Here is a 14,190-nt window from a genome sequence, read left to right on the forward strand (position 1 = left end):
CGACCCGGCTTACTGCCAGGTGCGGATATCGACGAAGTGACCTTCCACTGCCGCCGCAGCCGCCATGGCCGGGGAAACCAGGTGCGTGCGGCCCTTGAAGCCCTGACGGCCTTCGAAGTTGCGGTTGGAGGTGGAAGCGCAACGCTCGCCCGGCTTCAGCCGGTCGTCGTTCATGGCCAGGCACATGGAGCAGCCCGGTTCGCGCCAGTCGAAACCGGCCGCCTTGAAGATGACGTCGAGGCCTTCGGCTTCCGCCTGTTCCTTGACGAGGCCGGAACCGGGCACGATCATTGCGGAGACGGTCGACGCCACCGTCCGGCCTTCGACGACCTTGGCGACTTCGCGCAGGTCCTCGATACGGCCATTGGTGCAGGAGCCGATGAACACGCGATCGACCGCGATGTCGGTGATCTTCGTGCCCGGCTTCAGGCCCATGTAGTCGAGCGCACGCCACTTGGAGACGCGCTTGTTCTCGTCCTGGATCTCATCCGGATTGGGAACCACGCCCTGAACCGAGATGACGTCTTCCGGCGACGAGCCCCAGGAGACGATCGGCGGCAGCTCGGCAGCGTTCAGCACGACGACGCGGTCGAAATGCGCGCCTTCCTCGGTGTTCAGCGTCTTCCAGTAGGCAATCGCCTGCTCCAGCGCTTCGCCCTGCGGAGAGCGCGGCTTGCCCTTGATGTATTCGAAGGTCTTCTCGTCCGGCGCGATGAGGCCGGCGCGGGCGCCGCCTTCGATCGTCATGTTGCAGATCGTCATGCGGCCTTCCATCGACAGCGCGCGGATGGCTTCGCCCGCAAACTCGATGACGTGACCCGTGCCACCGGCCGTGCCGATTTCGCCGATGATCGCGAGGATGATGTCCTTCGCCGTCACGCCGTCGGGCAGCTGCCCATCGACGCGCACCAGCATGTTCTTCGCCTTCTTCTGGATCAGCGTCTGGGTCGCGAGCACGTGCTCGACCTCGGACGTGCCGATGCCGTGCGCCAGCGCGCCGAAGGCGCCGTGCGTGGAGGTGTGGCTGTCACCGCAGACGATGGTCATGCCTGGCAGGGTGAAGCCCTGCTCCGGCCCGACGATGTGGACGATGCCCTGGCGCTTGTCGGAGGCCGAGTAATATTCGACGCCGAAATCGGCCGCGTTCTGGGCGAGCGCCTCCACCTGAATGCGGCTTTCCTCGTTCTTGATGCCGAGATGGCGATCCGGCGAGGTCGGCACGTTGTGATCGACGACGGCGAGCGTCTTCTGCGGAGCGCGCACCTGACGGTTCGTCAGACGCAGGCCTTCGAACGCCTGGGGGCTCGTCACTTCATGGACGAGGTGGCGGTCGATATAGAGAAGACAGGTGCCGTCATCCTGCTGATCGACGACGTGGTCGTCCCAGATCTTGTCGTAGAGGGTCCGTGGTGCGCTCATGGCGTGTCATCCATTGGAAAGAAGAAATCGGAAAAATCCGGCTGGCCACCGGCGGGATCAGGCTTCAAAAGCCGGGGCACGAGCCCCTCAAGATCTATCGAAGTCGGCTGTTGAGCGCCCCGGAGACGCGCGCATAAAAACGTGCTGGCAGGCGCTTGTGATCCTGCAGCACGACGACATTCTGCGCGCGACATCCGAACTTGGATTCCATGACGCCTCAAATAGCAGTTTCCAAGCAAGACTGCAAGTTTCGCCCGGGCGCAACCGACGCTCCGCAACGCGGCGATCTTTACGGTATTGAACGATTCTCTCATGCTTCGCTTGCCAACCGGCCGAAAGTTTGAGACGCCGGAGACGTCCGTCATCAGGCGGACCTGGGGGGACATCATGACACGACCGATCACGTGGCGGGACCGCGCGCGCTATCAATTCGACAAGAGCATGGCGGCCGGGCCGATCGCGCTGATCGGCTGGCTGGCGGTCATCTCGCTGATCGTCATCGTGCTCGCCGGACTGCTGCTGGCCATCAGCGGCATCGCGCAGGATGGCGGCGAGCCCGTGTCCTTTATCGAAGGCGCGTGGGAATCGCTGATGCGCACGATGGATGCGGGCGCCATGGGCGGCGATGTCGGCTGGAGCTTCCGCGGCATCTCGCTGGCCGTCACCGTCGCCGGCATCTTCGTCTTCTCCGCGCTGATCGGCGTGCTCTCCTCCGGTCTCGACGAGAAGCTGGACGAGCTTCGCAAGGGGCGCTCCCATGTGCTGGAGAAGGACCACACGATCATCTTCAACTGGTCGCCGTCGATCTTCGACGTGATCTCCGAACTCGTCATCGCCAACCGCAGCCGTCGGCGTCCACGCATCGTCATCATGGCGGGCAAGGACAAGGTGGAGATGGAGGACGAGATCGCCGACAAGATCCCCGATCTCGGCAACACCCGCATCATCTGCCGCAGCGGCGACCCGACCGATCTGCACGACATCAACATCGTCAATCCCCAGGCCTCCCGCGCCATCGTGGTCCTGTCGCCGGAGGGCGACTATGCCGATTCGCAGGTCATCAAGACGATCCTCGCGCTCGTGAACGACCCGTCACGCCGCCCGGAGCGCTACCGCATCGCCGCGGAGATCCGCAATGCCGCCAATGCCGAGGTCGCGCGCATCGTCGGCGGCAGCGAATTGCAGCTGGTCCTGGCCGACGAGCTCATTTCCCGCATCGTCGTCAGCTCCAGCCGCCAGTCCGGCCTCAGCGGCGTTTATACCGAGCTGCTCGATTTCGACGGTTCGGAGATCTACGCGCTCGAACAGCCCGACCTTGTGGGCAAATCCTTCGGCGCCGCCGTCATGGCCTACGACACCTCCACCCTGATCGGCATCGGCACCACCGACGGAAAGGTGCATCTGAACCCGGCGCGGGACCATGTGATCGCCGCGGGCGAGCGTGCCATCCTGATTGCCGAGGACGACGACACCATCCGCCTGCGCACGGGCGACTTCACCGTCGATCGCGAGGTCATCCGCCCGCGCCCAAAGGTCACGCGCCGGGCGGAAACCACGCTTCTGCTCGGCTGGAACCGCCGGGGGCCCATCATCACCCAGGAGCTGTCACGCTACGTCGCGCCCGGCTCCCGCCTGATGATCGCCGCCGACACGCCGGAGCTTCTCGACGAGGTCGCGGCCATGCCGTATCTGAAGGAGAACCTGTCGGTAGAGTGCCGTGTGATCGACACCAGCAACCGCGCAGCCCTCGATGCGCTCGATGTGCCCGCCTTCGATCATGTGCTGGTGCTCGGCTATAGCGACCACCTGGCCGCACAGCCGGCCGATACGGCGACGCTCGTGACGCTGCTGCAGCTGCGCAAGATCGCGGAGGCCGCAAACACCCATATCGGCATCGTCAGCGAGATGATCGACGTGCGCAACCGCGATCTCGCCGCTGTCACCCGCGCCGACGATTTCGTCGTCAGCAACAAGCTCGTCAGCCTCATGCTGGCGCAGGCCTCGGAAAACGAGCTGATGGCGGATATCTTCGACGAGCTTCTCGACGAGGACGGCTCGGAAATCTACATGCGCGCCGTCACCGACTACATCGCCATCGACCACCCGGTGAACTTCTACACGATCACGCTGGCCGCCCTGATGCGTGGCGAAGTGGCGCTCGGCTACAGCAAAGTGGGCGCGGCCGTGCGCGACGAGAGGGGTCTTGGCGGTGTCGTGGTCAATCCCGCCAAGGGAGAGGCGGTGCAGTACGAGGCCGGGGACAAGTTGATCATTCTCGCGCGCGACTGATACCAGCGCTCGCGCGCGACGGATACCCAGCCGGCCCTTACCCGCGATGCCCGCGTCGCAGGCGCTTCTCCAGCCCGCGCAGCGCCAGCGACAGGCCGATGGTCAGAAGAAGATAGATATAGGCGACGATCGAGTAGGTCTCGAAGAAGCGGAAGGAGCCGGCGGCATAGACCTTGCCCATCTGGGTGATGTCCTGCACGCCGAGCACGGAGACGAGCGACGAGTCCTTGATCATCGCGATAAAATCATTGCCGAGCGGCGGCAGGATGGTGCGGATGGCCTGGGGAAAGACCACGAGCCGGAACCGCTGGAACCGGTTGAGCCCCAGCGCCTCCGCCGCCTCCACCTGGCCCCGATCCACCGACTGAATACCCGCGCGAAAAACCTCGGCGATGAAGGCGGAATAGCCGATGGTGAGCGCGATGATCGCCCGCCACATCAGGGACAGGTCGCGCACCAGCATCGGCTCCATCGCGCCGGCGGAGATCAGCGGCGTCAGGGCGAGATTGATCAACCAAACGAGCCCCGGCGTGCCGACGAAGGCGATGTAGAACAGCAGCACGAGCACAGGAATGCCGCGGATCACCTCCGTGTAGAACCGGGCGACCTGACGCAGCACCGGACTGCGCGACAGCGCCATCAGCGCCACGCCGAGCCCCAGGAGCGTGGCAAGGGCGAAACCGACGATGGTGACGAAGATCGTCACGCCGATGCCGGCGGCAACCACGGTGAAAACGCGGGAATAGAGATCGTTGACGGCGATGAGAATGGCGAGACCGACGGCGATCGCACCCAGCACGATCAGCCACCAGGGCAGCTCCCGCGCGGCGGCACCCCTGCCAGCCTGCGGGCGGTCATGGGGAAGGGGTGCTTCGCTCGGAGAGGATTGCGACGACGGATCTAATGGACGAAGCGGCATGGCGGGCTGCGTGTCCGATCAGCCGCTGCCTTACTCGCCCATCTTGAAATCGACGAACCACTTGCGGTTCAGCGTTTCCAGCGTGCCATCGGCCTTCAACGCCGCAATGGCCGCATTCACGGGCGCGACGAGCTTGGAGCCCTTGGGGAAGATGAAGCCGAAATCCTCGGTGCCGAGGGGCCCGCCGATCAGCTTCAGCCCGCCATCGGACGTATCCACATAGCCCTTGCCGGCCGTACCGTCCGTCAGCACCACATCGACGTCGCCGGCCTTCAGCGCCTGCACCGTCGCACCGAACGTCTCGAACAGCTTTACGCGCGGGTTCTGCTCGTTGCCATCCAGCACTTCGTAGATGGCGGTATAGAACGGCGTCGTTCCCGGCTGGGCGCCAACGAGACCCTCGGAGAGCGCGGCGAAGGACTTGCCGTCCGTAAACCGGCTCTCATCGCCGCGCACCAGCATGAACTGTTCGGAGCGCATATAGGGATCGGAGAAGTCCACCTTCTCCTTGCGCTCTTCCTTGATGGTAATCCCGGTCATGCCCATGTCGTACTGCCCGTCGGAAACGGACTGGATCATCGCATCCCAGCTGGTATTGCGATAGGTCACCTTGGCGTTCAGCCGCTTGGCGATCTCTCCCACCGCATCATACTCCCAGCCCGCGGCCTGGCCGGTTTTCGGGTCGATGAACTGCAGCGGCGGATAGGCATTCTCCGTCACCACGACGATCTCGCGTCCGCCGAGATCGGGAAGATCGGCCGCAACGGCGTTCATCGGCAGAAGAGCAAGAACGGTCAGACCGGCGAGAACATGGCGGCGGGAAAACATGAGGCAGGCTCCTGGCGTGTGACGCGCGAGACTGTCACGAAACTTGCCCGAACGGCAAGAGCCGAGCGTATGGTAAGGGCGTTTCGACGGCGTAACCAGTGCGCAAGCGGAGGAGGAAATGGATCGCCGTTCCCGCGTCTTCCGCAAAACGGTTGCCGTCCAGGCGACGTCCGACCTGTCATGGTTCTGTTTTCAGCCCTATCGGCGAAAAACCTGCCTCCTTTCCCATCCCCCGGCTTGTCCCTACAATTTTTCGGCAAGGGCCACGATGCTCACTCGACGAACGGTCTTTTGGAAGGAATACGTCATGAAACACACACTCGCACCCGCTCTCCTCGCCATCTCGCTCTCGCTCGGATCGCTTCTGACGGCAGTCCCATCGCAGGCGCAGGAAGCCGTGGTGGCTGTGCCCGATGCGGAAGCGCTGTTCACCAGCCCGGATCCTCAGTTGAACGCCAACAAGCAGGTTGCCCTCGGCATCGTCAGGGACCTGCTGGAAGCCAACCACTGGGACAAGGCCGACCAGTACCTGACGGAACGCTATCTCCAGCACAATCCGAATGCAGCGTCGGGTCGCGCCGGCGTCGTCGCCTATTTCACACAGGTTCTGAAGCGCGAACCCTCGCCGATCCCCGAGAAGATGAAGACGCCGATCGCCTTCGTCACGGCGGAAGGCGATCTCGTCACCGTCGGCTATGTGCGCGAGGTCAAGGACGAAAAGGACCCGTCGAAGAACTACACCACCACATGGTTCGACACATGGCGCATCAAGGACGGCAAGGCCGACGAGCACTGGGACCCGGCAACGAAGGACTGAGCCGGTTTATCCCGCTTCCCGAACATGAAAAAGCCGCCGGTTCGCACCGGCGGCTTTTTCGAATGGGAATGATCCGAAGATCTTATTCTGCGGACTTTGCGTCTTCGGCAGCCTTTGCAGCGGCGGCTTCTTCAGCGGCCTTGGCGGCGGCTGCCTCAGCGGCTGCGGCTTCTGCTGCTGCCTTTTCGGCGGCGAGCGCCTGGGCTGCTGCGACCTTTTCAGCTTCCAGACGGGCCTTTTCCTCGGCAGCCGACTGGCGCGCCGTGTCGTTCAGCTTGCGGGCGCGCGTGCCGGTGTTCTCGACGATACGGGCCGACTTGCCGCGACGATCGCGCAGGTAGTAGAGCTTGGCGCGACGGACCTTACCGCGGCGAACGATTTCGACGCTTTCGACCATCGGCGAGTAGACCGGGAATACGCGCTCGACGCCTTCGCCGTAGGAGATCTTGCGAACGGTGAAGCTCTCGTTGATGCCGCCACCCGAACGGGCGATGCAGACGCCTTCATAGGCCTGCACGCGGGTACGGGTCCCTTCCGTCACGCGTACGTTGACGCGGAGCGTGTCGCCTGCCGAAAATTCCGGGAGGGTACGCTTGGCTTCGATCTTGGCGGCCTGTTCGGCTTCCAGCTGCTGGATGATGTTCATCGGTTTAACCATGCTTTCTTCTTAAACAGTCAGAGCGCCAGTGTGTCTTTCGGCTATGCCTCTGGACAGGTCTCTTCCGGTGAAGAGCGACGGCGGGTACACCATTCTTTGTTGACGGTCGCGGGCAGGAACCCGAGCCGGTGCGGCCTATACACCGGGAGCACCGATTTGTCACCCCTCCACCCGAGGGATTCTGACGGAAGCATCTGGGCTTTCGAAGCGAAGAAGGCGTGTGTCTCTGGATTCGCAAGATGCAACATCGCCACGACATGCCAGAGGTCTTCGAAGCGGATGTCCGTCCTTGTGTTTATGCGCAGGCGCTATACCACGAAAAGCCGCCCTTTCTCGATGAGTCGCCGATGCCCGTCACAACCGCCGTTCTTCTCTTTCTCGCCGGCTTCCTGTCGAGCGCCGTCAATGCGGTGGCCGGTGGCGGCACGTTTCTCACCTTCGGCGCGATGACGCTGGCCGGCCTTCCGCCGATCGTCGCTAATGCGACATCGTCCATCGTCCAGTTTCCCGGCTACATCACTTCGGCGCTCGCCTATCGCCGCGAGCTGATGGCCGACCGGCGGATGGCGGTCATGCTCGGGCTTCTCTCGGCCGTCGGCGGCCTCATCGGTGCGGGCATCCTCCTGATGCTGTCCAATCCGTCGTTCCGCTCGCTCGTGCCGTGGCTGCTCCTCGGCGCAACGGCGATCTTTGCGGCCGGACCGCTGCTTCGCCCGAAATCGCGGGAGGCGGGTGCGCCGCTCGGTGTCCTCGGCCTTCTCGGACAGTTCGCGACCTCGGTCTATGGCGGCTTCTTCGGGGCCGGCATGGGCATCATGATGCTGGCCGTGCTGGGACTGACGGCCGGCGGCGGCTATCACCGGATCAATGCGCTCAAGAACCTACTGGCCGTCGTCATCGCCGCCATCGCCGTGGTGGTCTTCACCTTCGGCGGGGTCGTCTCCTGGCTGGAGGCTGCGGTGATGATCCCGGGCGGGGCGCTAGGCGGCTACAGCGGCGTCTGGCTTGCCCGGCGTATTCCGCAGGCCGTCATCCGCGCCTTCGTCGTCGCGGTTGGCCTACTGCTTGCCTTTTATTATTTCGTGACGGGCTGAGACAGCAGATCGGGCCGGCGCTCGCGCGTCAGCCGCTCGGCCTCCGCCCGCCGCCAGCGCTCGATGGCGCTGTGATTGCCGGAGGTCAGCACGGCGGGGATCTCCCGTTCCTCGAACACCTGCGGCCGCGTATAGTGCGGATGCTCCAGAAGCCCGCCCTCGAAACTCTCATGCACGCCCGAAAGCGCATTGCCCATGACGCCCGGCAGGATGCGCACGACGGCATCGAGCAGTGTCAGCGCCGCTGGCTCCCCGCCCGAGAGAATGTAGTCGCCGATGGAGACCTCCTCCAGCGCACGCGCATCGATGATCCGCTGATCGACGCCCTCGAACCGGCCGCAGACGATCACCGCCCCCGGACCTGCCGCGATCTCGCGCACCCGCGCTTGGCTCAGCGGCCGTCCCCGCGGGCTCATCAGCAGCCGTGGCCGTTCGTCGTCACCCGAAACATGGTCGATGGCGCGCCCGAGAATGTCCGCCCGCAGCACCATGCCCGCCCCGCCGCCGGCCGGCGTGTCGTCCACCGTGCGGTGCTTGTCCTCGGCAAAGTCGCGGATCTGCACGGCGTCGAGCGACCATTGCCCACGCTCCAGCGCTCTGCCGGCCAGCGAATGGCCGAGATGCCCCGGAAACATCTCCGGATAGAGCGTGAGGATGGTGGCCCGGAACGCCATGGCGGCGCTCATTCGCCGGAGGTGTCGGGATCGAACGGCCCGGCCGGGTCGTCCTTGTCGTCGACGAGACCGGCCGCCACCGGATCGACCAGCATCGTGCCGCCTTCGAGATCGATTTCGAGCACCGAGAACTCGGAAAAGGGAATGAGAACCGGGCGGCGGCCGGGGCCTTTCAGCTCCAGCAGGTCGCCGGCACCGAAATCGAACACGCCGGTGACGACGCCGTAGCTCTTGCCCTCGGCGTCCTTCGCCTCCAGGCCTTCGAGATCGGCATAGAAGAATTCGTCCTCGTCGAGATCGTCGTCCGGCAGGTTTTCCCGCTCGATGAACAGGTCCAGCCCGTTCAGCGCCTCGGCCGCCGTTCGGTCGTTGATGCCGCGGAAGCGGACGACCACGACGTTCTTGCTCTCGCGCAGTTCCAGCACCTCGAAGACGCGCCCGTCCTCGCTGTGAAGATGGCCGTAATCGCCAAGCGCCGTCGGCTCCTCGGCAAAGCTTTTCACGCGGACTTCGCCGCGCAACCCTTGCGCGCCACCGATCGTGCCCATCAGGACGGGGTTTTTCAGCTTGCTCATGGAAGAACCGTTCTTGAGATCATTCGTCGGAAAGATTGGGCGACCCCATAAACGAAAACGGGCGGCATGAAAATGCCGCCCGTTCCCGAAGATGCGTAAAGGGTCGATTACTCGGCAGCAGCGGCAGCGGCGTCGTCGGCCTTCTGCTTGGCTTCGGCGGCGCGCTCGGTCGCCTTCTTGCCGGGCTTGCCCTTGGTCGGGTTGCTGCGGGCTTCGCGCGTGACGATGCCGGCTTCGCTGAGGAAGCGCAGGACGCGGTCCGTCGGCAGGGCGCCGTGGTCGAGCCAATGCTGGATGCGCTCGTTGTTCAGTTCGACGCGCTTGGCATCGTCCTTGGCAAGCATCGGGTTCCAGGAACCGACCTTTTCGAGGAAGCGGCCGTCGCGGGGCGAACGGGCGTCGGCGATGACGACCTGGTAGAACGGACGCTTCTTGGAACCGCCGCGGGCGAGACGAATTTTCAGTGCCATGTCAATAACTCCTTGAATGTTGGCGTGCCGCGGATGCGGCCTGAGGGGGTATGGAGAGACCGTCAATCCTTCAGATCGGCGGCGATGTCTTCGTGATGCCGGATAACTTCCTTGATGATGAAGTTCAGGAACGTCTCGGCGAAATCCGGATCCAGATGAGCGTCCTTTGCCAGGCGGCGCAGGCGTTCGATCTGGTATTCTTCGCGCGCCGGGTCGGCCGGCGGCAAATCGTGGAGGGCTTTGAGAACGCCCACGGCCTTCGTACAGCGGAAGCGCTCGGCCAGCATATGCACCAGCGCCGCATCGATATTGTCGATCGACTGGCGGTAGCCGGAAAGCTCTTCGCGGATGGAAGGGTCGATGCTCATGCGGGCCTCACTTCTTCTTCGGCAGGCCGGGAAGGCCCGGGAAGCCGCCGCCGAGGCCGGGCAGCTTCCCGCCCATGCCGGGGAGACCGCCCATACCTCCAGGCATGCCCTTGCCGAGGCCGGCCGCTTCCGCCTGCTTCTGCAGGGCTTCCAGCTGCTTGGGGTCGAGGCTCGACAGGTCGGGCATGCCGCCCATTCCGCCACCCATTCCCCCGGCCATGCCACCAAGACCCATCTTGCCGGCAAGGCCGCCCATCATCTGCTTCATCATGCCGCCGCCCTTCTTGCCGCCCATGGCCTTCATCATGTCGGCCATCTGACGGTGCATCTTGAGCAGCTTGTTGATGTCGGAGGCATCCGTACCGGAGCCGCTCGCGATGCGCTTCTTGCGGGAATGCTTGAGAAGATCGGGATTGGCGCGCTCGGCCTTGGTCATGGACGAGATGATGGCCATCTGGCGCTTGAACATGCGATCGTCGAGACCGGCCGCCGCCATCTTGTCCTTCATACCGGACATGCCGGGCATCATGCCCATGATGCCGCCCATGCCGCCCATCTTCTGCATCTGGGAAAGCTGGTCGGCGAGATCGTTGAGGTCGAACTTGCCCGACTTCATCTTGGCGGCCATGGCCGCAGCCTTCTCGGCATCGATATTCTCGGCGGCCTTTTCGACCAGCGAAACGATGTCACCCATGCCGAGGATACGGTCGGCAACGCGGCGCGGATGGAACTCGTCGAGCTCCGACATCTTCTCGCCGACGCCGATCAGCTTGATCGGCTTGCCGGTGACGGCGCGCATGGAAAGCGCCGCACCGCCACGGCCGTCGCCATCCATGCGGGTCAGCACGAGGCCGGTGATACCGACGCGTTCGTCGAAGTTGCGCGCGAGATTGACGGCGTCCTGACCGGTCAGCGCATCGGCGACCAGCAGGATTTCATGCGGGTTCGAGCGCCGCTTGATCTCGGCCATCTCCATCATCAGCGGCTCGTCGATATGCGTACGGCCGGCGGTGTCGAGGATGACGACGTCATGACCACCGAGCTTCGCCGCCTGCACGGCGCGCGCGGCAATATCGGTCGGCGACTGCCCGGCGATGACCGGCAGCGTGTCGATGCCCGCCTGGACACCGAGCTGGCGCAGCTGCTCCTGGGCTGCCGGCCGGCGCGTGTCGAGCGAGGCCATCAGGACCTTCTTCTTGTCGCGCGTGTTCAGTCGGTGGGCGATCTTGCCCGAGGTCGTGGTCTTGCCCGAGCCCTGGAGGCCGACCATCATGATGACGACGGGGGCGGGCGCATTGAGATCGATGGAGACGCCGGTGGCGCCCAGCATCTCGACCAACTCGTCATGGACGATCTTGACGACCATCTGCCCGGGCTTGATCGATTTCAGAACGTTCGCGCCGACAGCCTTTTCGCGCACGCGGTCGGTGAAGGACCGCACGACTTCGAGCGCCACGTCGGCTTCCAGCAGCGCACGGCGAACCTCGCGCAGGGCAGCCGCGACATCGGCTTCCGACAGCGCACCGCGTCCTGTCAATCCGTTGAGGATCGAACCAAGGCGGTCCTGGAGGCTTTCAAACATCGGCTCTTCCTTTTCGTTTGCAAGCATGTGCCGCAAACGTGGGTTCCGGGTCGTTTTCAAACAAGACGCAAAGCCGAACGGCACCCGAGGGCGCATCGCGCTGTCGGGTGTTGACCTCCGGGAACGTTTATACCTTGAAAGGGTCCCGGTCGGCGGCTCGGAGTCGTGTCTCGTCGCAGATGGAGCGCGGTAAACAGCAAACAGCCCGGAAAGTCAAGGCTTGCCGCCATCGCGCCGCTTTGGGCCAGCCGATCCGCACAGGCACGGTGCTGCTTTCCGATGGCGCCGGAACGAAAAAGCCGCCATCATCACCTATCACGTCGGGCACCGACGGCTGCCAAAGACGACCGCTCGTTCATGCGGATAGGGCACGAGGATATGGAATGAAACGCCGCACGTTCTTCAAATGGTCGCTGGCCGGCGCTGTCGCCGTCTTGTCCGGCGGCTTCACCGCAAGGAGCAGCATGGCCGCGAACCGCTACTATAGAGGCCCCGTCAGCGATCATTTCGACGGCACCCGCTTCTTCAATCCCGGCGGCGTCGAGCCCAACGGCTTTGGCGACCTCCTGCGCTGGCGGTTCAACGGCCAGCAGGCGACCTGGCCCAAGACGCCCGATCCCCGCGCGACCGTGATAAAGCCGGAAGCGTCGGTCACCGGGCAGAACCTGCGCGTCACCATGGTCGGCCACGCCTCCATGCTGATCCAGGTGGCCGGCCTCAACATCCTCACTGATCCCGTCTGGTCGGAACGCGCAAGCCCCGTCTCCTTTGCCGGTCCGCGCCGCGTCTCGCCGCCCGGTATCCGCCTCGAGGATCTTCCCCGCATCGATGTCGTGCTGATCAGCCACAATCATTACGACCATCTCGACCAGCCGACGATCGCGCGCCTCGAGGCGGGCCACAAGCCCACCTTCGTCACGCCGCTCGGCAACGACGTTGCCATCCGCAAGGTGGCGCCGGAGGCGAAGATCGCGCTCATGGACTGGGGCGACGCCCTCGATATCAAGGACGGCATCTCGATCCACTGCGAGCCGGCGCATCACTGGTCGGCGCGCGGGCTCGGCGACCGGCGAAAGGCGCTCTGGGCTGCCTTCGTCATCTCGACGCCGGCCGGCCGGATCTACCATATCGGCGACACCGGCTTTCACGACGGCATCAACTATCGTGCGGCGGGCAAAACCTATGGCAGCTTCCGCCTCGCCATCCTGCCGATCGGCGCCTATGAGCCGCGCTGGTTCATGAAGGGCCAGCACCAGAACCCGGACGAGGCGATCGAAGGCATGCGTCTTGCGAACGCCGCCTACGCCGTCGGTCATCACTTCGCGACCATCCAGCTGACCGACGAGGCGATGGATGCGCCGGAAAAGGCGCTGACTGCCGCCCTTGCAAAACACGATGTCGATCCCGCCCGCGTTCGCCCGCTCCATGCCGGCGAAGTCTTCGACGTGCCCCCGGAAAGGAACCCCGCATGACCAACAGCACCTTCCACCAGCCGGTAGATGCCGTCGAAGTCCCGCGCTTTGCCGGTCACTCCACGTTCATGCGGCTGCCCGCCGTTCAGGACGCAACCGGCCTCGATATCGCGCTTGTCGGCATCCCCTGGGATGGTGGCACCACCAATCGCGCCGGCGCCCGACACGGGCCGCGCGAGGTCCGCAACCAGTCGAGCATGATGCGGCGCGTCCATCATGTCACGCTCACCGAGCCGTTCAGCATCGCGAATATCGCCGATGTCGGCGACATCAGCGTCAATCCGATCGATCTTCTCGACGGGCTGAAGCGGATCGAGGCCGGCATGCGCGCCATCGTGGAAGCCGGCGCGATCCCACTATCCGTCGGCGGCGATCACCTCACGACGCTGCCAGTCATGCGCGCGGTGGCCGCAGGCGGCCCGGTCGGCATGATCCATTTCGACGCCCATTCCGACACAAACGACACCTATTTCGGCGGCAACCCCTATACCCACGGCACGCCGTTCCGCCGCGCCATCGAGGAAGGGCTGCTCGATCCGAAACGCACGGTGCAGATCGGCATTCGCGGCTCGATCTACGCGACCGACGAGCACGACTGGGCGCGCGCGCAAGGCATCCGCGTCATCTACATGGAGGAATGCACCCGCCGCGGCATCGCCGATGTGATGGCGGAAGCCCGCGCGATTGCCGGTGATGGGCCGACCTATGTCAGCTTCGACATCGACTGCATCGACCCCTCCATGGCGCCGGGCACGGGAACGCCCGAGATCGGCGGCTTCACCACCCGCGAGGCACAGGCGCTGGTGCGGGAACTCTCCGGCGTGCGGATCGTCGCAGCCGATGTCGTGGAGGTCGCTCCGCCCTTCGACGTCGCGGGCATGACGGCGCTGGCCGGCGCAACCATCCTGTTCGAGCTGCTCTGCGTGATCGCGGAGGGTGTCGCCGCGCGCCGGTGACGGCAACCCTCCATTGATCCCGGCCTCTGGTAATCCCGCGTATTTTCCGCCATATACGCCCTTTCGCAG

General features: G+C 64.5%; 14 protein-coding genes. 5 read left to right on the forward strand and 9 right to left on the reverse strand.

Annotated elements, in window-relative coordinates; genetic code table 11:
* Positions 1–9: 9 nt before the first annotated feature.
* A complete protein-coding gene (gene leuC / locus G8E10_RS10160) occupies positions 10–1,419 on the reverse strand; it encodes a 3-isopropylmalate dehydratase large subunit (protein WP_167128490.1) in 1,410 nt (469 codons plus the stop codon).
* 387 nt (positions 1,420–1,806) lie between these two features.
* Here leuC and G8E10_RS10165 point away from each other — a divergent pair, with 387 nt between their 5' ends.
* A complete protein-coding gene (locus G8E10_RS10165; protein WP_167128493.1) occupies positions 1,807–3,708 on the forward strand; it encodes a CASTOR/POLLUX-related putative ion channel in 1,902 nt (633 codons plus the stop codon).
* Positions 3,709–3,745: 37 nt separating this feature from the next.
* Here the strand turns inward: G8E10_RS10165 and G8E10_RS10170 are convergent, their stop codons facing one another.
* Entirely contained in the window at positions 3,746–4,627 is an 882-nt protein-coding gene (locus G8E10_RS10170; protein WP_110801031.1) for an amino acid ABC transporter permease, read from the reverse strand.
* 30 nt (positions 4,628–4,657) lie between these two features.
* Complete coding sequence (locus G8E10_RS10175; protein ID WP_110801032.1) at positions 4,658–5,455, reverse strand: transporter substrate-binding domain-containing protein; 798 nt, start codon at positions 5,453–5,455, stop codon at positions 4,658–4,660.
* Positions 5,456–5,762: 307 nt separating this feature from the next.
* On the opposite strand from G8E10_RS10175, the gene G8E10_RS10180 reads away from it, so the two are divergent.
* Positions 5,763–6,272 (forward strand): nuclear transport factor 2 family protein, encoded by a 510-nt coding sequence (locus G8E10_RS10180; RefSeq protein ID WP_167128496.1) that lies wholly within the window; start codon positions 5,763–5,765, stop codon positions 6,270–6,272.
* An 82-nt stretch (positions 6,273–6,354) separates the two neighbouring features.
* Here G8E10_RS10180 and rplS read toward each other — a convergent pair whose 3' ends face one another.
* Positions 6,355–6,918: a 50S ribosomal protein L19 gene (rplS, locus tag G8E10_RS10185; RefSeq protein WP_092930834.1), complete on the reverse strand. Its 564-nt coding sequence runs from the start codon at positions 6,916–6,918 to the stop codon at positions 6,355–6,357.
* A 359-nt stretch (positions 6,919–7,277) separates the two neighbouring features.
* On the opposite strand from rplS, the gene G8E10_RS10190 reads away from it, so the two are divergent.
* Positions 7,278–8,024 (forward strand): sulfite exporter TauE/SafE family protein, encoded by a 747-nt coding sequence (locus tag G8E10_RS10190; RefSeq protein WP_167128499.1) that lies wholly within the window; start codon positions 7,278–7,280, stop codon positions 8,022–8,024.
* Here G8E10_RS10190 and trmD read toward each other — a convergent pair.
* From trmD to ffh, 5 genes are all read right to left on the reverse strand, one after another.
* Positions 8,006–8,698, reverse strand: coding sequence for a tRNA (guanosine(37)-N1)-methyltransferase TrmD (gene trmD, locus G8E10_RS10195; RefSeq protein WP_132712784.1), 693 nt, complete (start codon positions 8,696–8,698; stop codon positions 8,006–8,008). The genes G8E10_RS10190 and trmD overlap by 19 nt on opposite strands.
* An 8-nt stretch (positions 8,699–8,706) precedes the next feature.
* Positions 8,707–9,273 carry a ribosome maturation factor RimM gene (gene rimM / locus G8E10_RS10200; protein ID WP_110729860.1) on the reverse strand — a complete coding sequence of 189 codons (567 nt, stop codon included), beginning with the start codon at positions 9,271–9,273 and terminating at the stop codon, positions 8,707–8,709.
* A gap of 107 nt (positions 9,274–9,380) precedes the next feature.
* Positions 9,381–9,743 carry a 30S ribosomal protein S16 gene (gene rpsP / locus G8E10_RS10205; protein WP_110729859.1) on the reverse strand — a complete coding sequence of 121 codons (363 nt, stop codon included), beginning with the start codon at positions 9,741–9,743 and terminating at the stop codon, positions 9,381–9,383.
* A 62-nt stretch (positions 9,744–9,805) separates the two neighbouring features.
* On the reverse strand, positions 9,806–10,111 hold the full coding sequence (locus G8E10_RS10210) for a chorismate mutase (RefSeq protein WP_110801034.1): 306 nt from the start codon (positions 10,109–10,111) through the stop codon (positions 9,806–9,808).
* Positions 10,112–10,118: 7 nt separating this feature from the next.
* Positions 10,119–11,693 carry a signal recognition particle protein gene (gene ffh / locus G8E10_RS10215; RefSeq protein ID WP_132664781.1) on the reverse strand — a complete coding sequence of 525 codons (1,575 nt, stop codon included), beginning with the start codon at positions 11,691–11,693 and terminating at the stop codon, positions 10,119–10,121.
* A 383-nt stretch (positions 11,694–12,076) separates the two neighbouring features.
* Here ffh and G8E10_RS10220 point away from each other — a divergent pair, with 383 nt between their 5' ends.
* Positions 12,077–13,165, forward strand: coding sequence for an MBL fold metallo-hydrolase (locus G8E10_RS10220; protein WP_167128502.1), 1,089 nt, complete (start codon positions 12,077–12,079; stop codon positions 13,163–13,165).
* Positions 13,162–14,121, forward strand: coding sequence for an agmatinase (gene speB / locus G8E10_RS10225; RefSeq protein WP_110801037.1), 960 nt, complete (start codon positions 13,162–13,164; stop codon positions 14,119–14,121). Before G8E10_RS10220 ends, speB begins: the two co-directional genes overlap by 4 nt.
* The last annotated feature ends 69 nt before the right edge of the window (positions 14,122–14,190 follow it).

The sequence above is a fragment of the Ferranicluibacter rubi genome (genome assembly GCF_011603255.1).
GTDB classification, from domain to species: domain Bacteria; phylum Pseudomonadota; class Alphaproteobacteria; order Rhizobiales; family Rhizobiaceae; genus Ferranicluibacter; species Ferranicluibacter rubi.